This window comes from Pseudomonas sp. PLB05 (genome assembly GCF_021106615.1).
Taxonomy (GTDB): domain Bacteria; phylum Pseudomonadota; class Gammaproteobacteria; order Pseudomonadales; family Pseudomonadaceae; genus Chryseomonas; species Chryseomonas benzopyrenica.
In genome coordinates, this window is sequence record NZ_JAJOHO010000002.1 from 536871 (window position 1) to 557087 (window position 20217).

Genomic DNA, 20217 nt, shown 5'->3' on the forward strand with positions numbered 1-20217 from the left:
GGCCTCAGGCCACCAGCTGACCGAGCTTGTCCGGGCGGAAACCGGCCCAGTGGTCATCACCGGCCACCACCACCGGCACCTGGCGATAGCCCAGGGACTCCACGGTCTGGCGCGCCTGGGCATCCTGCTCGATATCCACCACCTCATAGGTGATCCCCTGACGGTCCAGGGCGCGATAGGTGGCGTTGCATTGAACGCAGGCAGGCTTGCTGTAGATGGTGATGGTCATGGCTGACTCCTGTCCTCAGTGTGGCGAACTCAAGGGAAAAAGCCTGACGCCAGCCGGCGTTTGCCGTGGCGGCACGGGTCTTCTCGTTGGAGCTCGTCTTGGGTCTCAAGTTCGGTCCAGATACTACATATAGTGTTTTGCAATTTCTACAGCACAACAAGTAGGGTTTTTGATCCAGGTCATGGCTCTGCTCTATCAGCTTTCGATGACCGTTTCTGCTAGGGCATCGCAGGCCGGCCGGTAGTCCTGCTTCCCTGGGAGCTACCTCTATCTGTTCACGGCAGACAACGCTCCGACCCGGATACCGCAGGACGCCCAAGCCAGACGGTGGAATTTTTCTGCGTCTGCCAAGGAGGGCGCTTTTTTGTAGTGAGAAAGGCCGGTGGGCTACCCTGGCGACTCCCATTCGTCGTCGAACCGCCGCATAATCGGCCTTTCGCTTGCGCCCGAGTCCGTTCACGCATGAGTTCCGCTCGCTATCGCCTCGCTCTCAACGGCTACGGTCGCATCGGTCGTTGCGTGTTGCGTGCGCTGCACGAGCGCGGCGCGGCCACCGAGCTCGCCATCGTCGCCCTCAACGACCTGGCCGACCGGCCCAGCCTGGAATACCTCACCCGCTTCGATTCCACCCATGGCCGCTTTCCCGGCCGGGTCGCGCTAGAGGGTGAGCGCCTGCGCATCGGCGACCAAGCCCTGGAGATCCGCCGCGAGGCCGAACCCGAGCGGGTCGACTGGGCGGCGCTGGACGTCGATCTGGTGCTGGAATGCTCCGGTGCCTTCAGCACCCGCGCCGAGGCCGGGCGCTTTCTGGCCGCTGGCGCGCCGCGGGTGCTGTTCTCCCAGCCCATGGTCAGCGAGACCGACGTGGACGCCACCGTGGTCTACGGCGTCAACCAGCTGAGCCTGCGCGGCGACGAGACGCTGGTCTCGAATGCCTCCTGCACTACCAACTGCAGTGTCCCGGTGCTGAAACTTTTGCACGAGACCCTGGGTCTGGAGTACGTCTCCATCACCACGATCCACTCGGCCATGAACGACCAGCCCGTGATCGACGCCTACCATGCCGAAGATCTGCGGCGGACGCGTTCGGCGTTCCAGTCGATCATCCCAGTGGCGACCGGCCTGGCGCGGGGCATCGAACGCCTGCTGCCGGAGCTCGGCGGGCGCATCCAGGCCCGCGCCGTGCGTGTGCCCACGGTCAACGTCTCCTGCCTGGACATCACCTGCATCGTCCGCCAGGACACCACCGCGCCGGCGCTCAACACCCTGCTGCGTGACGCTGCCCAGAGCGGCCCCCTGGCCGGGCTGATCGACTACACCGAGTTGCCCCACGCCTCCTGCGATTTCAACCACGATCCCCATTCCGCCATCGTCGATGGCAGCCAGACCCGCGTTTCCGGCCCCCGGCTGGTCAATCTGCTGGTCTGGTTCGACAACGAGTGGGGCTTCGCCAACCGCATGCTCGACGTCGCCGGCCATTGGCTGCGCATCGCCAAGCCCACCTGAAACAAGCACAACTAAGGGATTGCCTGTATGTCCGTGTTGAAAATGAGCGACCTCGATCTGAAGGGTAAGCGCGTCCTGATTCGCGAAGACCTCAACGTCCCGGTGAAGGAAGGCCAGATCAAGAGCGATGCCCGCCTGGTCGCCGCCCTGCCGACCCTCAAGCTGGCTCTGGAGAAGGGTGCCGCTGTGATCGTCTGCTCGCACCTGGGCCGTCCCACCGAAGGCGAATTCAGCGAAGAGAACAGTCTGGCGCCGGTCGCCGCCTACCTGAGCAAGGCCCTGGGCCGCGAGGTACCGCTGGTCAAGGACTACCTGAACGGCCTCCAGGTCGAGCCGGGTCAGCTGGTGCTGCTGGAGAACGTGCGCTTCAACAAGGGCGAGAAAAAGAACGCCGATGAGCTGGCGAAGCAATACGCCGCCCTGTGCGACGTCTTCGTCATGGATGCCTTCGGTACCGCCCACCGCGCCGAGGGCTCGACCCATGGCGTGGCCAAGTTCGCCAAGGTCGCCGTGGCCGGTCCGCTGCTGGCCGGGGAGCTGGACGCCCTGGGCAAGGCGCTGGGCAATCCCGCCCGCCCGATGGCCGCCATCGTCGCCGGCTCCAAGGTCTCCACCAAGCTGGACGTGCTCAATTCCCTGGCGCAGATCTGCGACCAGCTGATCGTCGGCGGCGGCATCGCCAACACCTTCCTGGCCGCGGCCGGCTACAAGGTCGGCAAGTCGCTGTACGAAGCCGATCTGGTGGACACCGCCAAGGCCATCGCCGCCAAGGTCAACGTGCCGCTGCCGGTGGATGTGGTGGTCGCCAAGGAGTTCGCCGAGACCGCCGAAGCCGTCACCAAGTCCATCAACGACGTGGCCGACGACGACATGATCCTTGACATCGGCCCGGTCAGCGCCCAGCAATTCGCCGACCTGCTGAAGTCGGCCAAGACCATCCTCTGGAACGGTCCGGTGGGCGTCTTCGAGTTCGACCAGTTCGGCGAAGGCACCCGCACCCTGGCCCAGGCCATCGCCGACAGCGACGCCTTCTCCATTGCCGGCGGTGGCGACACCCTGGCCGCCATCGACAAGTACGGCATCGGTGAAAAGGTCTCCTATATCTCCACCGGTGGCGGCGCCTTCCTCGAATTCGTCGAGGGCAAGGTCCTGCCAGCCGTCGAAGTCCTCCAGCAACGCGCCCAGGAGTAATCGCCATGCGTACGCCGCTGCTCGTGTGTTCCGCTGTATTCGTGCTGGCCGGTTGCGCCGGTGGCAATGCCGACAAGGCCTGCGCGGTGTTCGCGCCGCCCCCTGCGGCGGCCGCCACGCCCACGGCGCAGAACGGCGAGCGCGTCGATACGCTCACCGGTAACGCCAACGCCGGTCGTCCCACCAGCGGCTGCGCCCAGTGAAGGGGCGTACCTTCGCCCTCGGTCTGCTGGGTCTCGCCCTGTTGGCCGGCTGTGCCGGCCGCAGTGCGCCGCAGACCGGCGGCTGGACGCACTGGGTCTGCGACTCCAAGGCGGCCTTCGACTGGCGCTATGTGGATCGCAGCCAGTCCATCGTCGACCTCAAGCTGGAAGGCGATGGCCTGATCCGTCATCTCAACCGCGAACCGGCCACCGATGGCCAGTCCTATACCGATGGGCTGGTGGCTTTCCATATTCGTGGCGACCAGGGTCTCGTCTACTGGATCGCCAACAACGACCTCATCGGCCGCGGCTGCCGGACGCCTTGAAGCGGCGAATGTCAGCTGAACCGATTAATCCACAGCGGCCAGGGGTCGGCCGCTTGAACCCTGCCAGCCGCTCATGCAGGCTGGCGCCACCACCGCCTTTGTAGGGAGATAATCACCAATGGCACTCGTCAGCATGCGTCAGCTGCTGGATCACGCCGCCGAATTCGGCTATGGCGTCCCGGCCTTCAACGTCAACAACCTCGAGCAGATGCGCGCCATCATGGAAGCCGCCGACAAGACCGATTCGCCGGTCATCGTCCAGGCCTCCGCCGGTGCCCGCAAGTACGCCGGCGCTCCCTTCCTGCGGCACCTGATCCTGGCCGCGGTGGAAGAATTCCCGCACATCCCCGTGGTCATGCACCAGGACCACGGCACCACCCCCGACATCTGCCAGCGCTCCATCCAGCTGGGCTTCTCCTCGGTGATGATGGACGGCTCGCTGATGGCCGATGGCAAGACGCCGTCCGACTACGACTACAACGTGCGCGTCACCCAGCAGACCGTGGCCTTCGCCCATGCCTGCGGCGTGTCCGTGGAAGGCGAGCTGGGTTGCCTGGGCAGCCTGGAAACCGGCATGGCCGGTGAAGAAGACGGCGTGGGCGCCGAAGGTACCCTGGATCACAGCCAGCTGCTGACCGATCCGGAAGAGGCCGCCCAGTTCGTCAAGGCCACCAAGGTCGACGCCCTGGCCATTGCCATCGGCACCAGCCACGGCGCCTACAAGTTCACCAAGCCGCCGACCGGGGATACCCTGTCGATCCAGCGCATCAAGGAAATCCATGCGCGCATCCCGGACACCCACCTGGTCATGCACGGCTCCAGCTCGGTGCCCCAGGAGTGGCTGAAGATCATCAACGAGTACGGTGGCGACATCAAGGAAACCTACGGCGTGCCGGTCGAAGAGATCGTCGAAGGCATCAAGTACGGCGTCCGCAAGGTCAACATCGACACCGACCTGCGTCTGGCCTCCACCGGTGCCATCCGCGAGTTCATGGCCAAGAACCGCAGCGAGTTCGATCCGCGCAAGTACCTGGCCAAGACCGTGACCGCCATGCGCGAAGTCTGCATCGCCCGTTACGAAGCCTTCGGCACCGCCGGCCAGGCCTCCAAGATCAAGCCGATCTCTCTGGATGCCATGTTCGAGCGTTATGCCCGCGGCGAACTGGATCCCAAGGTCAACTGATCCGGGATGTAGAAAAGGCCCCGCAAGGGGCCTTTTTTTATGCCTGTCGATCGCTTGGAGTCCGAACGGTGGCGCGTTACCCCTTACCGCTCGATTGCGGTCAGGACCTCTTCCATCCAGGCCACCATGCCTGCACCGTCCATGCCCAGGCAGACCGTTACCAGCGGATTGCCGGACCAGCGCCCGTCCAGGTAGGCGCGACCCTCGGGCGCGAAGAAGGTCTGGCCTTCCGCCAGGCCTTCGGTACCAACGCTGAGATGGCCGCGCGCGGTGTGGAACAGTTCGGGGCGCCGTAGGTAGGCGAGGGCGCAGCTGTCATGGGGATGGCAGCCGTCGATGTCCTTCACGCTGCGGTAGAAGTCCGCATAGAAGTCATAGCTGCGGGCGAGTACCTCACCCAGGGCGCCCTGACGCGCGGCGATGCGCTGCAGGCGTGGCGGGTCGAGCACGGCGCGGTGGGTGGCATCCAGGCCAACCAGGGTCAGCGGCCAGGGAGCGGCAAAGACCCGCGCCGCGGCATGGGGGTCGGAAAAGATGTTGGCTTCGGCCACCGGTGTGACGTTGCCCGGCTCGACGATGGCGCCGCCCATCACCACCACCTCGCGGACGCGGTCGGCGACCGTGGGATCCAGCGCCAGGGCGAGGGCCAGGTTACCCAGCGGCCCGACCGCTACCAGGGTGATCTCACCCGGTCGCAGGCGGGTCTGCTCGACGATGAAGCGTGCGGCGTCCAGGACGTGGGGCACCTGGCGCGGCGCGGGGAGCTGCTGGTTGCCCAGGCCATCCTGGCCATGCACGTGCAGGGCATGATTGCCGGCCGGCTTGACCAGGGGTTCGGCGACACCGGCGGCGACGGGCGTGTCCCGGCCCGCCAGCTCGGTGAGCAGCAAGGCGTTACGGGTCGCCGTGCTGACCGGCACGTTGCCGAAGGTCGTGGTCAGGCCGATCACCTCGAAGGCGGGATCGGCAAACAGCAGGGCGATGGCCTGGGCGTCGTCCACGCCAGGATCGGTATCGAAGATGATGGGAAGGGACAAGAGGCTTTCTCCGGCTCAGATCTCTTCCCAGGCTACCCGAGGGGCAGCGCCTCTCGCTAGCTGGGCAGGTCCAACTCGCCCAACGCATCCGGCTGGTTGCGAAACGCCCGGGCAAAGACTTCGCGATTGCGGGCCATGAACAGCCCCAGGTCTTCGCACTGCTTTTCGGCAAGACCGGGGACGGCCTTGTCCAGCACACTGGCGAGCGACTCGGCCAGCTCCAACATTTTATCGTGACGATCGGCTTCGGCTTTATCCATGAACAGGCGCTCCGGATCTCGGCTGCTGCGATACAACACTTCGACGGCCATGCGTCACCTCGTATTCTGTATCTGGTTATATATACAGTAGTTGGCTTGCCGCCCGATTGCAAGGGCTACCGCTCGGCGGTCAGTGCCCAACCAGTCATGGCAATTTGCCAATCGTTCGACATTTCTGCATGTCTCTGGAATTGCCTCGGGAAACTTAAGCGCGGAAGCTGGTCTTTGAGTCTGGACCAAACGGGCAGCTCTGCCCGCCTTTATCCGGATCACCTCCGGCTCACGGAACGAGACCGCCCATGCCTGCCATCTTTATTCGTCCGCTTATTGCCGCACGTGGCCTGCCTGGGTCGACCGAGGTGCGGGCGTGAGTTCGACCCTGATCATCCTGGCCATCACCGTCGCCAGCTTCCTGCTGGGATTCCTGCGCGACCTGCTGATCGCCCGGCAGTTCGGCGTGAGCTGGGAAGCCGACCTGATCTTTGTCGCCCTCATCCTGCCGGTGTTCTTCGAAAGCTTCTTCGGCCTCGCCCTGCGCGATGCCATGATTCCCTATCTGCAACGCATCCGTGACCGCTGCAATACCCAGTACGAGCAGGTCGGTCGCTGGCTGTACTGGCGCATCGGCCTGTTCGGTCTCCTGCTGTCGGTGATCGGTGTCCTCGCCAGTCCCTGGCTGATGCATGCCCTGGCCCCGGGTTGGAGCGACGAGCAGGTCGAGACCGGCAAGCTGGTCTTTGCCGTCGGTACCCTGCTGATCTGCGTGCAGGCCATCCTTTATTGCCAGGGCGCGCTGCTCAACCTGGACCGCATCTTCATCCTGCCAATGACCCGGACGCTGATGCTCAACCTGGGCGCCATCCTGGCCATCGTCATCCTGCAGCCGAGCGGCATCGCCCTGTTCATCGGCATGCTGCTGCCCCAGGTATTGCTGATCGTCATCCAGCATCGGCGGCTGGGCTATCTCGGCCAGCGTTCGGTGGCCTTCAAGAAGCCCGCGGGCAGTCCCTTCGCCGTGACCTTCGCCCCGGTATTGCTCGCCGCCGGGGCCCAGCAGGGCTGCATGCTGGCCGAGCGCTTCTTCGCCTCCCTGCTGGCCGAAGGCAACATCACCATGCTGTCCTTCTCCTACCGCATCGTGACCATTCCGCTCACGCTCTATGCGCTGTCCATCCTGGCGATGATCTTTCCCGAGCTGACCCGCAGCTGGAACGAGGGCAATGCCGACAAGTACGCCGCGCTGATGCGCAAAGCGCTGCTCGGTACCCTGCTGTTCCTGGTGCCGGCCTCGGTGGTGCTGTTCAGCTATTCGGAGCCGGTGGTCAAGGTCCTGCTGGAGCGCGGTGCCTTCGGGGCCGAGCAGAGCGCGGCGACCGCGACCCTGGTAGTGGCCTATGCCATGGGTCTGCCCTGGATGGGGCTGGCCCTGCTGTGGGGCCGGGCCCTGCTGTCGCAGCAGCGCGCCCGCACCTTCCTTTATGCCACCCTGGCCAGCTCCTTCATCACCGTGGCCCTGGATGCCGCGCTCTATCAGCCGTTCGGCGCCCAGGGGCTGGCCTATTCCTTTACCACCGGCGCCTTCCTGCAGGCCGTGTTCATGGCGCTGGCACTCTATCGTCATTCCCTCGCCGGGCTGCACCTGTCGCTGCTGCTGCGCTGGTTGGGCGCTGGCTGCGCCGTGGCCCTGCTGAGTGTGCTGTTGCCCAAGCCTGTCGGTCTGCTGGAGCTGATCGTCAGCATCAGCGTGGCGATGCTGGGCCTTCTACTGCTGTTGCTGGTCCTGGGCGAACGTGATCTGTTCCGCCGCGGCTATTGGGCGCGCGGTGAGGCCAGCACGGAGCGCACAGAACCGACGAGTTGAACGGCCGTCGCTGGACGGTAAGGAAAAAGATGGCGATCTGCAGCCATTGATCGCTATCTGTTACGAAGTCATGAATTTTTGCTTTGGCTTCGAGTCGCACGGAAAGATTGATCCCAGTCAAAGAATTTCTGATGGAAGTGGTTTTTCCATTTGCAAGAGATCGGACACGTCGTTGGGGTCGGCACTTTGCATGGTGGCTTTGCTCGCTACCGACATTCTCTTTGAAAGGAATCGATCCTATGTCCTCCCAATCCCCTGTCACCCGTATCGGCATCGTCGGTACCGGCATGATCTCGCGTTGCCTGGCCCGGCTCATCAGTCGTCACTATGACGACATGACCGTGACCCGCGTGCTGACCCGCCGGCCCATCGCCACGGTCACCGACTATCCGCTGACCGAGGCGCTCACCCAGTCGGTGGCGGATCTCATCGATCATTGCGACCTGCTGGTGGAGTGCAGCGGTGATCCCTACCATGGCACCGAGATCATCGAGCGCGCCTTCGAGGCCGGCATCAAGGTGGTCACCATCAATGCCGAGCTGCAGGTGACGACGGGCTCCTACCTGGCGGGCAAGGGCTTTCTCACCGAGGCCGAGGGCGACCAGCCGGGTTCGCTGGCGGCGCTGCACGAAGAAGCGGTGCAGATGGGCTTCAAGCCGCTGGTCTACGGCAACATGAAGGGCTATCTGAACCACAACCCGACCCCGGAAGACATGGCCTACTGGTCCGCGCGCCAGGGCACCAGCGTCGACCAGACCACCTCCTTCACCGATGGCACCAAGGTGCAGATCGAGCAGGTGGTGGTCGGCAACAACTATGGCGCCACCATCACCCGCCAGGGTCTGGAAGGCCTGAATTCGACCAATCTGCAGGACAGCGCGAACATCCTGGCGCAGATGGCCGAGCAACTGGGTCAGCCCATCGTCGACTACGTGATCCCGAGCGGCTATTCCGCCGGTGGCGTCTTCGTGGTCGGTCGCCATGACGAAGACCAGGCCGGCGCCATCGAATACTTCAAACTGGGCAAGGGTCCGTACTATGTCCTGGTACGCCCCTTCCACCTCTGCTCCCTGGAAGTCGGCAAGACCCTGCGTCGCGTGATCGCCGGCGGCAAGATCCTGCTCAACAACTCCACCACGCCGACCCTGAGCGTGGCCGCCATCATGAAGAAGCCCATGGCAGCTGGCGACATCATCGAGCGCGGCATCGGTGGCTACAGCGTGCGCGGCGAAGCGGTGAAGATCGCCGAGTGCCCGGATCACCTGCCGATCGGTCTGCTCAAGCACAGCGTGCTCAAGCGCGCCATGGAACCCGGCCAGATCGTCACCTTCGACGACGTCGAACTGGCGCCCAGCCGCGCCCTGGACATCGTTCTGCAACAGCATCGCGAGGCGATCCATCGCCAGCTGCTGGAAACCCAGTTGAGCGAGCCGGCCTGGAACGCGGCTGCCGACCTGGCACCGATGGCATTGCCCAAGGCGGTGGGGGCGGTCCTGTCCTGATTCCGCTGCGGCGAAAAGCGAAGGGGCCCTGAGGGCCCCTTTTTCATTGCCCGTCGGTGGCGGCTGCGCGGAGGCGGGCGACGGTCGCGGGCAGTTCATCCATGTGGGCGATCAGGGCGGTCACGCCCAGGGCGCTCAGGGTGTCGCCGTGGTTCGGCGGAATGTGGCTGGCACCGGTGAAGCCGATGACCCGCATGCCGGCGGCCAGGGCCGCACGCGCGCCGGTGGCGCTGTCTTCGATCACCAGGCAGCGCTCTGGCGCGACGCCCAGGGTCTTGGCCGCGAGCAGGTAGACATCCGGCGCCGGCTTGGGCTGGGCCACCATGTCGGCGCTGAAGACATGGCCCGCCACCCGATCCACCAGGTCCGCCCGGCGCACCGAGGATTCAACGCTGTGCCTGAGGCTGTTGGAGGCCACCGCCAACGGTAGATCAATGCTTTCCAGGGCACGTTTCACCCCGGGAATGGGTTCGACGCTGCTGGCGATCAGGGTCTCGGCCTGGGCGCGCAGCTCGCTGAACAGCGTGGGCGGCAGGGTGATGCCGAAGCGCTGTTCGACCAGGGCGAAGATGTCCCGGGTGGTCAGGCCGAAGGTACCGTGCAGCAGGGCTTCGAGTTCGGCACGCGGTGCGTGGGCGGCCAGACCGTCGAGGACGACGCGTTCGGCGAGGATCTCGCTGTCGACCAGTACGCCATCGCAATCGCTGATCAGCAGTTCCACAGGGGTAAGGTTCATCGGTATTCCTTGCAGGGGGATTTCATGGTCGGGGCAGTGGATCTCGTGCCCTTCGACAGCTGTGGCGGGAAGCGCAAAGGCAGGCGTGGCGGTGATTCCGGGGTGCTGCCCAGGCGGTCGAAAACAGGCTTGTCGGTGCCTTTCGAAGGGGCGTAAAACGCGCTTTGTCTAAAACGAATTCGGCCTCCGGAGGGTAATCGCTTTCCAGAAAAATATGGCGTAGAGTTCGAGAACTGTGTTTGCTTGGGTCGCCGTCGATCGTGACCTGAGGCGGTAGGCTCTTCGTCCACCCCTTGCTGCTCGATTCTTGTTACTCCTTGCAACTCAGTACCAGGCGTTTGGTCTATGCAACGCACTGCCGCGCCAGCACGTGTCAATAACAAACCCGTTATTCCAAGGAGCAACACCCGTCATGTCGAATCGTCAGAACGGCACCGTCAAGTGGTTCAACGAAACCAAAGGCTACGGCTTCATTACTCCCGAAAGCGGTCCGGACGTGTTCGTGCACTTCCGCGCCATCGAAGGCACTGGTTTCAAGACCCTGGCTGAAGGCCAGAAGGTCAGCTTCGAAGTCGTGCAAGGCCAGAAGGGCATGCAGGCAGAGCGCGTACAGGTCATCTGACACCTGACGTCGCCCGAAGCTCACGAAAAACCCCGGCCAGGCCGGGGTTTTTCGTTTCTGCCGATTCGATCGGCCTGGCCGGCCGCGTCACTCCACGTTCTGCGCGCTCTTTTCCGGCTCGGCGACCAGGGGCTTGATTCGGCGACCGGTTTCGCGGGAGGCCTGCAGGAAGATCGCCGCCGCCAGCATTGACAGGGCACCGACGCTCAAGAACGTCGCGCGGAAGGCGGACAGCACCTCGGTGTCGCCATAGTCGTCCTGGAAGCCGCCCAGCAACGCCGCGGCGCAGGCGACGCCAAAGCTCATGGCCAGTTGCATGACCACCGACAGCAGGCTGTTGCCGCTGGCGGCCTGCTGGTCGTGCAGGTCGATGAGGGTGATGGTGTTCATGGCGGTGAACTGCATGGAGTTCACCGCGCCGAGAATGCCCAGGTGGATCAGCAGCCAGACGAAGGGGGTGGCAGGGCCGATCAGGGCGAGACTGGCGATCAGGCAGCCCAGCAGCAGGGTATTGCCCACCAGCAGGCGCCGATAGCCGAGGCGGCCGATCAGCGGACCGGCGATGGGCTTGGCCAGCATCGCCGACAAGGCCAGGGGCATCATCAGCAGACCGGCCTGGGTCGGCGAATAGCCGAGGCCGACCTGGAACAGCAGCGGGATAAGGAAGGGCAGGGCGCCGCTGCCGAGACGGGCGAAGAGATTGCCGAAGATGCCCACGGCAAAGCTGCGGATACGAAACAGCTCGGCGGAAAACAGCGGCTGGTCGTGATGCAGGGCGCGCAGCCAGTAGGCGACCATGCAGGCCATGCCCCCCATCAGCAGCAATACCACGCGCACATGGGGCAGGTGCAGTTCGCCGAGGCCTTCCAGGGCGATGCTGATGAGGATCATGGAGGTGCCGAACAGCAGAAAGCCCAGGCCATCGAAGCGCTGCGGCAGAGGGCTGCGCAGGTCCGGCAGCAGGCGGCGGGTGGCCAGACAGCCGAGGATGCCCACCGGCAGGTTGATCAGGAAGATCCAGTGCCAGGACACGGCCTCCACCAGCCAGCCGCCCAGCGCCGGGCCCGCCAGGGGGCCGATCAGGCCGGGAATGGTGATGAAGCTGAGGATGCGCACCAGTTCGCTGCGCGGATAGACGCGCAGGATCACCAGCCGCCCCACCGGCAGCATCAGCGAACCGCCGAGGCCCTGGATGACCCGGGCGGCGATCAGCAGGTTGAGGCTGGGCGCCAGGGCGCAGAGCAGTGAGCCAAAGGTGAAGAGGGCGATGGCGGTAAAGAAGACGCGGCGACTGCCGAAACGATCGGAAATCCAGCCGGAGGCGGGAATCAACAGCGCGACGGTGAGCAGGTAGGCGATCACCACCCCCTGCATGCGCAGGGGATTCTCGCCGAGGTCGGCGGCCATGCGCGGCAGGGCGGTGTTGACGATGGTCGCGTCCAACGACTGCATGAAGAAGGCGACGGCGATCAGCCAGGGAAGCCAGCGGGTCGTGGTGGTATCGAGCGTCGGGGTGGGCATTGAGGGGTCCTTGTCGAGACAGCCGACTACCCGCACTCTGACTGTCGGCAGGCGGCAGGGTGCCCCGCTGATTCAATGCGAGCGGGAATCCAGTAGCGCCTCGATCCGTTGGTCCTTTTCTGCCCAGAGCTGGCTGACCCATTGCTGGAAGCCTGCGCGAAATTCCGCGTCTTCGCTGTAATCGCCCGCCCAGCGCGCCGGATCCAGAGGGCGCGCGCGGATATCGATGATAACGCGTTTGACCCGTCCGCAGAGCAGGTCCCAGAAGCCGGGCACGCGACCGTCCGGATAGACCAGGGTGACGTCCAGCAGGGTGTCCAGCTGCTCCCCCATGGCGGCGAGGACGAAGGCCATGCCACCGGCCTTGGGTTTGAGCAGGTGGCGATAGGGCGAATGCTGCTCGGCATGCTTGGCGGCGGTGAAGCGGGTGCCTTCCAGATAGTTGACGATGGTCACCGGCTGGCGACGGAATTTCTCGCAGGCGCGGCGGGTGATGGCCAGGTCCGCGCCCTTGAGCTCCGGGCGGCGCGCCAGCTGGGCGCGGCTGTATCTCTTCATGAAGGGGTAGTCCAGCGCCCACCAGGCCAGACCCAGGAAGGGCACCCAGATGAGTTCCTTCTTCAGGAAGAACTTGAAGTAGGGCACCTTGCCGTTGAAGGTTTCGATCAGGGCGGGGATGTCGACCCAGGACTGGTGGTTGCAGATGACCAGGTAGGAGCTGTCCCGGCTGAGCACCTCGGTGCCACGGATGTCCCAGACGGTAGGGGTAAGCCGGGCGAAGATGACCTTGTTGATCTCGGCCCAGGTCTCGGCGATGGCCGTGACTACCCGGGAGCAGACATCGCGCAGCGCCACGCTTGGCAGCAGCTTGATCAAGGCGAATGCCAGCAGCGGACCGATCATGACCAGGGTGTTCAGCAGGAGCAGCAGGGAGACGGCGATACCGGTCAGGAGGTGCATGGATTCTCTCGTCTGGAACTTAGGGCGATAGTCTTTAGCGCGGCCTGGCATTTTGCGATCATTTGCTTCTGGATGGCTGCTGCCGATCAGCTGCGAAGTGAACGCCATGCTCAAGAAGGTTACCAGTGCCGAGGTCTGCCTCGGCATGTACATCCACAGATTCGAAGGCAGCTGGATCGGTCATCCGTTCTGGAAGGCGCGCTTCCTGCTCCAGGAGCCGCGCGATCTGCAGAAGATCCAGGACAGCGCCGTGACCGCCGTGTGGATCGATATCGCCAAGGGGCGGGATTGCCAGCCCCCGGCCGAACGCGCGATGCCCGTAGCTCCGGTCACGCCTCCTGAACCCGCCGTCGCGCCAGCCCGGCCTACGCCCACCACCTTCGCGACCAGCGCCCCAGGCACTGCCATCAGTTGTCCCCAGGAAATGGCCCAGGCTTCCGCCGTGAGCGCCCATGCCAAGCAGGAGGTGGCGCGACTGTTCCAGGACGTGCGCCTGGGCCAGGCCATCGAGCTGAGCGAGGTGGCGACCGTGGTCGAGCAGATCTCGGCGTCGGTGCTGCGGCATCCCACGGCGCTGATCAGTCTGACGCGGCTGCGCACGGCCGACGAGTATACCTACATCCATTCGGTGTCGGTCTGCGCCCTGATGACGGCGGTGGCGCGGCAGATGGAGCTGCCGGCGGAGCAGGTGCAGCTCGCCGGCCAGGCTGGCCTGCTGCACGACGTGGGCAAGATGCGTACCCCTCTGGAGGTACTGAACAAGCCAGGCAAGCTGACCGACGCGGAATTCGCCGTGATGCAGCGGCACCCCGAGGAGGGCGTCGCCCTGCTGCAGCAGTGGGGCGCGGCCGCGGAGGTGATCGACGTCTGTCTGCACCATCACGAGAAATTCGATGGCACTGGCTATCCCCGTGGCCTGGCCGGGACGCAGATCAGTCTGCTGTCGCGCATCGCCGCGGTCTGCGACGTCTATGACGCCATCTCCTCGACCCGCCCCTACAAGACCGCCTGGAGTCCGGCGGAAGCGATCCGGCGCATGGCGGAATGGCAGGGGCATTTCGATCCCCAGGTGTTCCAGGCCTTCGTCAAGACGCTGGGTATCTATCCGATCGGCTCCCTGGTGCGGCTGAGCAACGAGCAGCTGGCGGTGGTGGTCGAGCAGCACCCGGACAGCCTGCTGACGCCGCGGGTGCGGGTGTTCTTTTCCGCTCGCTCGCGCACGCCCCTGCCGCAGCGGCTGCTGGATCTCGCCCGGCCCCCCGCCAACGAACGCATCCTGCGGCGCGAGGATCCGGAGGAGTGGGGCTTTCGCAATCTGCAGCGGCTCTGGCAGCAGGCCTAGCGCCGGCTCAGGGGCGGGTCGCCTGCAGCGACGGGCGTTCGTCGGTGCGGGCATACCAGGCGGCGATGCGCGGACAGTCGCTGCGCCAGGCAAAGGTGGGGATGCGGAAGTCCAGATAGCCGAGCAGGCAGGCCATGCCCAGGCTGGCCACGTCGAATTCGCCGTCCAGCTCCTGGATGGCCTCGCGCTCGAAGTAGTCCAGCGCCCGGGCGATCTTTTCCTGCTGGTTGTCCAGCCAGAGTTTCCATTGCATGCCCGGCGGGCGCATGAAGCTCTCGTAGCGGATCTGCACGGCAGCTTCCATCATGGCGTCGCACAGCGAGGCCAGGGTCAGGCGGCGCCAGCGCTCCGGGCCCTGACGCGGGATCAGCGGGGTGCGCTCGTGCAGGGTGTCCAGATAGTCGAGGATGACGCGACTGTCGTGCAGGCAGGTGCCATCGGCCAGGCGCAGGGCGGGAATCTTGCCGGCCGGATTGGTATCGAGAACGTCGCGGTTGGGATTGAGCGGCGTCTGCTGGACGATTTCCACTTCGACCTGCTCGATCAGGTCCGTCTCGTGGAGCATCACCACGACTTTACGACCGAAGGGCGAGGCGGGAGTGTGGTACAGGATCATGGACATGGGCCGGGCTCTCCAGAGGGCAGGACTGCCTTCGCTGGTGGCGAAGCCCTGCACTGTAAGCCCTAGGCCGGCCTGGGTAAAAGATCGCCTTGGTCGTAGGCGGCTGGATCAGGCCAGGCCCGGCAGCTCGACGTACACCCCCAGCCCGCGTCCTTGCAGGCCTTCGCCCAGGTGCAGACTGCCGCCATGAATTTCGACGATGCGTTTGACGATGGGCAGGCCCAGGCCGCTGCCGACGTTCTGGCCGGCGCTCTCGCTGCGGTAGAAGCGGGTAAAGATCGCCGCCCGCTCTTCCGGACTGACCCCGGGGCCGCTGTCGCAGACATTGATGCGTACCCGACCGGGTACGTCCTCGACAACCCGCACCAGTACCTGGCCGCCGCTGGGGGTGTAGCGGATGGCATTGCCCACCAGGTTGGTGAGCAGCACCCCCAGCCAGGTAGGAATGCCGGACAGTTTGACCTCCTGATCCTCCAGCACCAGGTCGATGTGCTTTTCGATGGCCAGCGGCGCGAGTTCCGAAAGGGTGTCCGCCGCCAGGCGACCGAGGTGGACGGGGACGAACTGCTCCTGCAGGGCGCCACTGTCCAGGCGGGCCAGGAGCAGGATCTGCTCCATCAGCTGGCTGATGCGTTCGGCGCTGCGGCGCACCTGCACCAGGCCCCGGGCGTGGGCCTGGGGATCGCTGGATCTCAGGGCGACCTGGGTGTGGGTCAGCAGACTGGCGAGGGGCGTGCGGATCTCGTGGGCGGCGTCGCTGGTCAGCCGGCGCTCGGCTTCCAGGGCGCCGTCCAGGCGTTGCAGCAGGGCGTTGATCTCTTCGACCAGCACCGCCGCTTCCAGGGGGACCCGGTTCAGTGCCAGGGGCTCCAGGCGCTGGGCGGAACGCTGCTTGATCTGCGCGGCCAGCTGGCGCAGCGGTTCGAGACCGCGGGTGACGCCGAACCAGATAAGTGCGGCCAGCACCGGCAGGGCCAGCGCCAGGGGAAACAGTGAGCCGAGCAGCAGCAGGTTGGTAGCGCCGCGCCGATCGGCCAGGTTTTCGTAGATCCAGATGCGTCCGTCGCCGCTGCTCAGGCGCAGCACACGCCAGTGCTGCCCTTCGGCCAGCAGACTGCTGAAACCGGGCGGCTGCTCGGCCAGGCCGGCGGGTGGCGCCGGGGTGCCGAGGCGCTGGTCACCGGCCTGTAGCAGATAGCCCAGGGCGTTGCGCCGTTTGAACAGCGGCAAGTCGGCGATGGCCGTGCGGCTGCGCTCCAGAGTACGCGCCGCGGGCGGCAGGCTGTGATCGCTGCCGGCGCCGAGGGTGGCCAGATGCAGCGCTGCGGAACCGAAGTCGAGCATGTCCTCGTCCGCCAGGCGATTCACCTGGCGCAGCACCAGCTGGTAGGTCACCAGGGCGGCGATCAGCCAGCAGGCGAAGATCCCGCACAGCAGCAGCGTCAGCAGTCGCCGCCGCAGCGAGATGGCCGGGCCGTCGCTCACGGCGCCGGCCGCTCGGGTTGGTCGATGCCGTAGCCGATGCCGCGCACGGTTCGGATCAGGCTGCTGCCGAGCTTGCGTCTGAGGTGATGGATATGGACCTCGATGGCATTGCTCTCGACGTCGCCATCCCAGCCGTAGAGCGCCTGCTCCAGGCGATTGCGCGAGAGCACCTTGCCCATGTTTTCCAGCAGCAGGCGCAGCAGGGCGTATTCGCGCGGCGCCAGTTCGACCGGCTGACCGGCCAGGGTCACCCGGTGGGTGGCTGGATCGACCCGCAGATCGTTGTGCTCCAACTGGGGCAGCGCCCGACCCGCGCTGCGGCGGGTGAGGGCCCGCACCCGGGCCAGCAGTTCGTCGAGGTCGAAGGGCTTGGTCAGGTAGTCGTCGGCGCCGGTATCCAGCCCGGTGACCCGGTCGGTGACCTTGTCGCGGGCGGTGAGGATCAGCACCGGGGTGGCGTCGCCGCGCTTGCGCAGGGCGGCCAGGACTTCGAGTCCCGAGCGGCGGGGCAGGCCGATGTCGAGCACCACCAGATCGAAGGGATCGGTTTCCAGTGCCGCCTGGGCGGCCTGGCCATCGGTCACCCAATCGACGGTATCGCCTTCCAGCGCCAGGCCGGCGCGGATGCCGTCGCCCAGCAACATGTCGTCTTCGGCCAGCAGAATTCTCATCGGTTTTTCCCAGGCGGTGGAGCGGTTGTACCGCTCCGGGCCGGCCTCGGCAAGAGCGGTGACCATCCCCCAGGATGGTCAGCTTCCAGCCTAGGCCCGGGCGCTTAAGGCCGGATTAACAAGGTCTCAGCGCTGGGCGCTGACCCGCCAGATGGTATTGCCGACATCGTCGGCCACCAGCAGGCCGCCGCGACCATCGTTGACCACCCCGACCGGACGCCCCTGGGCCTCTTCCTTGGCATTGAGGAAACCGGTCAGCAGGTCCCGCGGCGGGCCGCTGGGCTTGCCGTCCTGGAAGGGCACGAAGATGACCTTGTAACCGCTCTTGGGATCGCGATTCCAGGAGCCGTGCTGGCCAACGAACATTCCCTGGTGAAAAGCGGCCGGCAGCCCAGAGTCGGCGCTCGCGAAGGTTAGGCCCAGGGAGGCGGTGTGGGTGCCCAGGGCATAGTCGGGGGTCAGCGCCTTGGCCACCAGATCCGGGCGGGGTGGCTGCACCCGACTGTCCACGGTCTTGCCCCAGTAGCTGTAGGGCCAGCCATAGAAGCCGCCATCCTGTACCGAGGTGGCATAGTCCGGGACCAGGTCGCTGCCGATCTCGTCGCGTTCGTTGACCACCGTCCACAGCCTGCCGGTGGTGGGCTCCCAGTCCAAGCCATTGGGGTTGCGCAGGCCGGTGGCGAACAGGCGCTTCTGGCCGCTGGCGCGATCCAGCTCCCAGATGGCGGCGCGACCCTGTTCGATGTCCAGGCCGTTTTCGCCGACGTTGCTGTTGGAGCCCACGGTGAGATAGAGCTTCCGGCCATCGCGACTGGCGATGACGTTCTTGGTCCAGTGGTGATTGATGCCGGCCGGCAGGTCGGTGACCCGGGTGCCCTGGCCTTCCAGGCGGGTGGCACCGGGGCGGTAGGTGAAGCGCACCAGGGCATCGGCGTTGGCGACATAGAAGTCCTCGCCCACCAGGGCCATGCCGAAAGGCGAATGCAGGTGCTCGGCGAAGACCAGGCGGGTCTCGGCGACGCCGTCGCCGTCGGCATCGCGCAGCAGGGTGATGCGATCGGCGCTGGGCACCCCGGCGCCGGCCTTCTTCATGAACAGGCCGGCAATCCAGTTCTTGATGCCGGGAAAGTCCTCGCGCCTGGGCGCATTGCTTTCCGCCACCAGCACATCGCCGTTGGGCAATACATAGAGCCAGCGCGGATGGTCCAGGCCGCCGGCGAAGGCCTGCACCTGGGTGCCCGGCGCGGCAGTGGGCTTGCCGCCCTCGGGCCAGCCGACCGCCGGCGCCACGTTGATGGTGGGCAGCAGGGTCTTGTGGGGTTCCGGCAGGGTCGGTGCCGGGCCGTAACCGGCCTCGCGCTGCAGCCGTGCGGTCTCGCCACAGCCAAGCAGGGTCAAGGTGGCCAGGGTCACGGCCAAGGTACGCAGCGGCAGGGGCGCGCTCAGGGGCATGGCAGGGCTCTCGCGGTGGGCTTCGCAGGATAGAGCGCAGGTTCCGGCGAACGTTCCGGGCCAGGTCCTGGGGTCATCTGGCAGGTCCGCTCCAGTGGGTCTTGAAAATGACTCTTTCGGGAATGTTGGTCTTTTTGCGTGCCACGGCGTCTGACCCGTTCTTTTATGGATACAGAAAGTCTTGTCGATTCAAGGTGTTAGCTCGGTTGCGCTGGTGGTTGCAGAAAAGTGGCGGCTATCTGACGCGATTCACGGCGTAACTGGCTGTTTTTGCAGGAAAAAATTCACTAAAGCTAGGGGCGGTGACGCCGATAGCAGCCCCAACAATGACGACGAAGTCGCACCCAGCGGCGCCGCAACAGAACGCGGTCGCCTGAGCTCGCCCACGCTGGAACCCGTTAGCTTGCGGGGGCGGGGAGTCTTCTTTTCCACAGGTGCAGTCATGCAATCCCTTACCCGGCGCGTGCGCCAGTTTTCCCTGCGTCTGGCCGGTACCCTGGCCCTGAGCAGCGCCCTCTTCGGTTCGGCCCAGGCGGTCGAGCTGGTCGGGCTCAACTTTTCCGGTGCCGGCTTCGCCAGCCATGTCTTACCCGGCCTCAACAACCGCAACTACATCTTTCCCAGCGAGCAGCACTTCAAGGACTGGAGCGCCAAGGGCATCAAGCTGGTGCGCTTTCCGATCATCTGGGAGCGTATCCAGCCCAAGCTGAACTCCATGCTGGATCCGGACTATGGCGCCCTGGTCACCCAGACGCTGAACTATGCCCAGAAGTACGACGTCAAGGTGATCCTCGACCTGCACAACTATGCGCGCTATCGCGGCGAGGTCATCGGCGCCGGCAAGGTCACCTATTTCAACTACTGGGACGTGACCTACCGCCTGGCCTTCCGCTTCGGCAAGCATCCGGCGCTCTATGGCTACGACATCATGAACGAGCCCCACGACGCCGTGGCCTTCTGGCCGACCGCCGCCCAGCACGGCATCAACGGCATCCGTACCGTGGACAACGTCCATCCGATCATCGTCGAGGGCAACGGCTGGTCCAGCGCCGCCCGTTGGCCACAGTGGAACGATCCGCTGCTGGCGCTCAAGGATCCGGCCAACAAGCTGATCTTTTCCGCCCACGTCTATTTCGACAACGACGGCGGCGGCCAGTACGCCAGCAAGGACATGAGCGGCTTCGATCCCCAGGTCGGGGTGAAGCGCGTCAGGCCCTTCGTCGACTGGCTGAAAAAGAACGGCAAGCAGGGCTATATCGGCGAATTCGGTGTGCCGGACGACGATCCGCGCTGGCTGGTGGCCATGGACAACATGCTGGCCTATCTCAAGCAGCACTGCATCCCGGCCAGCTATTGGGCTGCCGGTCCGGGCTGGGGCAACTACAACCTGGCGGTGGAACCCATCAACGGCGTGGATCGTCCCCAGTGGGCGACCCTGAAGAAGTACGTCGACAACACCAGCTGCGCCAGCATCGGGCCCAATTAAGCCCGGTCAGCGATGGCGGTCC

20 protein-coding genes are annotated in these 20217 nt (G+C 65.3%); 10 read left to right on the top strand and 10 right to left on the bottom strand.

The features are described from left to right. Nucleotides 1-4 precede the first annotated feature (4 nt). Nucleotides 5-229, bottom strand: coding sequence for a glutaredoxin-like protein NrdH (nrdH, locus tag LRS53_RS09130; RefSeq protein ID WP_017639470.1), 225 nt, complete (start codon nucleotides 227-229; stop codon nucleotides 5-7). 462 nt (nucleotides 230-691) lie between these two features. Between nrdH and epd the strand changes: the two genes are divergently transcribed. From epd to fba, 5 genes are all read left to right on the top strand, one after another. Further along, nucleotides 692-1735 (top strand): erythrose-4-phosphate dehydrogenase, encoded by a 1044-nt coding sequence (gene epd, locus LRS53_RS09135; RefSeq protein WP_017639471.1) that lies wholly within the window; start codon nucleotides 692-694, stop codon nucleotides 1733-1735. A gap of 27 nt (nucleotides 1736-1762) precedes the next feature. After that, a complete protein-coding gene (locus LRS53_RS09140; protein WP_231355692.1) occupies nucleotides 1763-2926 on the top strand; it encodes a phosphoglycerate kinase in 1164 nt (387 codons plus the stop codon). 5 nt (nucleotides 2927-2931) lie between these two features. Next, nucleotides 2932-3129 (top strand): hypothetical protein, encoded by a 198-nt coding sequence (locus LRS53_RS09145; RefSeq protein WP_017639473.1) that lies wholly within the window; start codon nucleotides 2932-2934, stop codon nucleotides 3127-3129. After that, nucleotides 3126-3455: an MliC family protein gene (locus LRS53_RS09150; protein WP_064308164.1), complete on the top strand. Its 330-nt coding sequence runs from the start codon at nucleotides 3126-3128 to the stop codon at nucleotides 3453-3455. Before LRS53_RS09145 ends, LRS53_RS09150 begins: the two co-directional genes overlap by 4 nt. A gap of 118 nt (nucleotides 3456-3573) precedes the next feature. Continuing rightward, the gene (gene fba / locus LRS53_RS09155) at nucleotides 3574-4638 is read left to right on the top strand and encodes a class II fructose-bisphosphate aldolase (RefSeq protein WP_059316498.1); all 1065 of its coding nucleotides are present in this window, start codon (nucleotides 3574-3576) and stop codon (nucleotides 4636-4638) included. Between the two features lie 83 nt (nucleotides 4639-4721). Here the strand turns inward: fba and LRS53_RS09160 are convergent, their stop codons facing one another. Both LRS53_RS09160 and LRS53_RS09165 read right to left on the bottom strand, forming a co-directional pair. Beyond that, nucleotides 4722-5675: a nucleoside hydrolase gene (locus tag LRS53_RS09160; protein ID WP_231355693.1), complete on the bottom strand. Its 954-nt coding sequence runs from the start codon at nucleotides 5673-5675 to the stop codon at nucleotides 4722-4724. A 56-nt stretch (nucleotides 5676-5731) separates the two neighbouring features. Continuing rightward, nucleotides 5732-5986, bottom strand: a complete 255-nt coding sequence (locus LRS53_RS09165) for a YebG family protein (protein ID WP_007161283.1) — start codon at nucleotides 5984-5986, stop codon at nucleotides 5732-5734. 316 nt (nucleotides 5987-6302) lie between these two features. Here LRS53_RS09165 and LRS53_RS09170 point away from each other — a divergent pair, with 316 nt between their 5' ends. Beyond that, complete coding sequence (locus tag LRS53_RS09170; RefSeq protein WP_231355694.1) at nucleotides 6303-7796, top strand: lipid II flippase MurJ; 1494 nt, start codon at nucleotides 6303-6305, stop codon at nucleotides 7794-7796. A 287-nt stretch (nucleotides 7797-8083) separates the two neighbouring features. Beyond that, nucleotides 8084-9298, top strand: coding sequence for an NAD(P)-dependent oxidoreductase (locus LRS53_RS09175; protein ID WP_173148743.1), 1215 nt, complete (start codon nucleotides 8084-8086; stop codon nucleotides 9296-9298). Nucleotides 9299-9341: 43 nt separating this feature from the next. Here LRS53_RS09175 and LRS53_RS09180 read toward each other — a convergent pair whose 3' ends face one another. Next, nucleotides 9342-10034, bottom strand: a complete 693-nt coding sequence (locus tag LRS53_RS09180; protein ID WP_231355695.1) for an HAD-IA family hydrolase — start codon at nucleotides 10032-10034, stop codon at nucleotides 9342-9344. A 412-nt stretch (nucleotides 10035-10446) separates the two neighbouring features. On the opposite strand from LRS53_RS09180, the gene LRS53_RS09185 reads away from it, so the two are divergent. Next, nucleotides 10447-10656: a cold-shock protein gene (locus LRS53_RS09185; protein WP_017639480.1), complete on the top strand. Its 210-nt coding sequence runs from the start codon at nucleotides 10447-10449 to the stop codon at nucleotides 10654-10656. 87 nt (nucleotides 10657-10743) lie between these two features. Here LRS53_RS09185 and mdtD read toward each other — a convergent pair whose 3' ends face one another. Beyond that, a complete protein-coding gene (mdtD, locus tag LRS53_RS09190) occupies nucleotides 10744-12177 on the bottom strand; it encodes a multidrug transporter subunit MdtD (protein WP_231355696.1) in 1434 nt (477 codons plus the stop codon). 72 nt (nucleotides 12178-12249) lie between these two features. Next, complete coding sequence (locus LRS53_RS09195; RefSeq protein WP_231355697.1) at nucleotides 12250-13137, bottom strand: acyltransferase; 888 nt, start codon at nucleotides 13135-13137, stop codon at nucleotides 12250-12252. Between the two features lie 106 nt (nucleotides 13138-13243). Here LRS53_RS09195 and LRS53_RS09200 point away from each other — a divergent pair, with 106 nt between their 5' ends. Continuing rightward, entirely contained in the window at nucleotides 13244-14479 is a 1236-nt protein-coding gene (locus LRS53_RS09200) for an HD-GYP domain-containing protein (protein WP_231355698.1), read from the top strand. A 7-nt stretch (nucleotides 14480-14486) separates the two neighbouring features. Here LRS53_RS09200 and LRS53_RS09205 read toward each other — a convergent pair whose 3' ends face one another. From LRS53_RS09205 to LRS53_RS09220, 4 genes are all read right to left on the bottom strand, one after another. Then, nucleotides 14487-15101 (bottom strand): glutathione S-transferase family protein, encoded by a 615-nt coding sequence (locus LRS53_RS09205; RefSeq protein ID WP_017639484.1) that lies wholly within the window; start codon nucleotides 15099-15101, stop codon nucleotides 14487-14489. Nucleotides 15102-15209: 108 nt separating this feature from the next. Next, on the bottom strand, nucleotides 15210-16586 hold the full coding sequence (locus LRS53_RS09210) for a sensor histidine kinase (RefSeq protein WP_093256920.1): 1377 nt from the start codon (nucleotides 16584-16586) through the stop codon (nucleotides 15210-15212). After that, nucleotides 16583-17257 carry a response regulator gene (locus LRS53_RS09215; RefSeq protein ID WP_064308173.1) on the bottom strand — a complete coding sequence of 225 codons (675 nt, stop codon included), beginning with the start codon at nucleotides 17255-17257 and terminating at the stop codon, nucleotides 16583-16585. Before LRS53_RS09215 ends, LRS53_RS09210 begins: the two co-directional genes overlap by 4 nt. A 126-nt stretch (nucleotides 17258-17383) precedes the next feature. Continuing rightward, the gene (locus tag LRS53_RS09220; RefSeq protein ID WP_231355699.1) at nucleotides 17384-18709 is read right to left on the bottom strand and encodes a PQQ-dependent sugar dehydrogenase; all 1326 of its coding nucleotides are present in this window, start codon (nucleotides 18707-18709) and stop codon (nucleotides 17384-17386) included. Nucleotides 18710-19151: 442 nt separating this feature from the next. On the opposite strand from LRS53_RS09220, the gene LRS53_RS09225 reads away from it, so the two are divergent. Next, the gene (locus tag LRS53_RS09225) at nucleotides 19152-20195 is read left to right on the top strand and encodes a glycoside hydrolase family 5 protein (protein ID WP_331275296.1); all 1044 of its coding nucleotides are present in this window, start codon (nucleotides 19152-19154) and stop codon (nucleotides 20193-20195) included. Nucleotides 20196-20217 lie beyond the last annotated feature (22 nt).

Bases quoted from the DNA above. Each gene is read 5' to 3' on its own strand.
- nrdH (WP_017639470.1), bottom strand. From the start codon at position 229: ATGACCATCACCATCTACAGCAAGCCTGCCTGCGTTCAATGCAACGCC.
- epd (WP_017639471.1), top strand. From the start codon at position 692: ATGAGTTCCGCTCGCTATCGCCTCGCTCTCAACGGCTACGGTCGCATC.
- LRS53_RS09140 (WP_231355692.1), top strand. From the start codon at position 1,763: ATGTCCGTGTTGAAAATGAGCGACCTCGATCTGAAGGGTAAGCGCGTC.
- LRS53_RS09145 (WP_017639473.1), top strand. From the start codon at position 2,932: ATGCGTACGCCGCTGCTCGTGTGTTCCGCTGTATTCGTGCTGGCCGGT.
- fba (WP_059316498.1), top strand. From the start codon at position 3,574: ATGGCACTCGTCAGCATGCGTCAGCTGCTGGATCACGCCGCCGAATTC.
- LRS53_RS09165 (WP_007161283.1), bottom strand. From the start codon at position 5,986: ATGGCCGTCGAAGTGTTGTATCGCAGCAGCCGAGATCCGGAGCGCCTG.
- LRS53_RS09175 (WP_173148743.1), top strand. From the start codon at position 8,084: ATGATCTCGCGTTGCCTGGCCCGGCTCATCAGTCGTCACTATGACGAC.
- LRS53_RS09180 (WP_231355695.1), bottom strand. From the start codon at position 10,034: ATGAACCTTACCCCTGTGGAACTGCTGATCAGCGATTGCGATGGCGTA.
- LRS53_RS09185 (WP_017639480.1), top strand. From the start codon at position 10,447: ATGTCGAATCGTCAGAACGGCACCGTCAAGTGGTTCAACGAAACCAAA.
- mdtD (WP_231355696.1), bottom strand. From the start codon at position 12,177: ATGCCCACCCCGACGCTCGATACCACCACGACCCGCTGGCTTCCCTGG.
- LRS53_RS09195 (WP_231355697.1), bottom strand. From the start codon at position 13,137: ATGCACCTCCTGACCGGTATCGCCGTCTCCCTGCTGCTCCTGCTGAAC.
- LRS53_RS09200 (WP_231355698.1), top strand. From the start codon at position 13,244: ATGCTCAAGAAGGTTACCAGTGCCGAGGTCTGCCTCGGCATGTACATC.
- LRS53_RS09205 (WP_017639484.1), bottom strand. From the start codon at position 15,101: ATGTCCATGATCCTGTACCACACTCCCGCCTCGCCCTTCGGTCGTAAA.
- LRS53_RS09215 (WP_064308173.1), bottom strand. From the start codon at position 17,257: ATGAGAATTCTGCTGGCCGAAGACGACATGTTGCTGGGCGACGGCATC.
- LRS53_RS09220 (WP_231355699.1), bottom strand. From the start codon at position 18,709: ATGCCCCTGAGCGCGCCCCTGCCGCTGCGTACCTTGGCCGTGACCCTG.
- LRS53_RS09225 (WP_331275296.1), top strand. From the start codon at position 19,152: ATGCAATCCCTTACCCGGCGCGTGCGCCAGTTTTCCCTGCGTCTGGCC.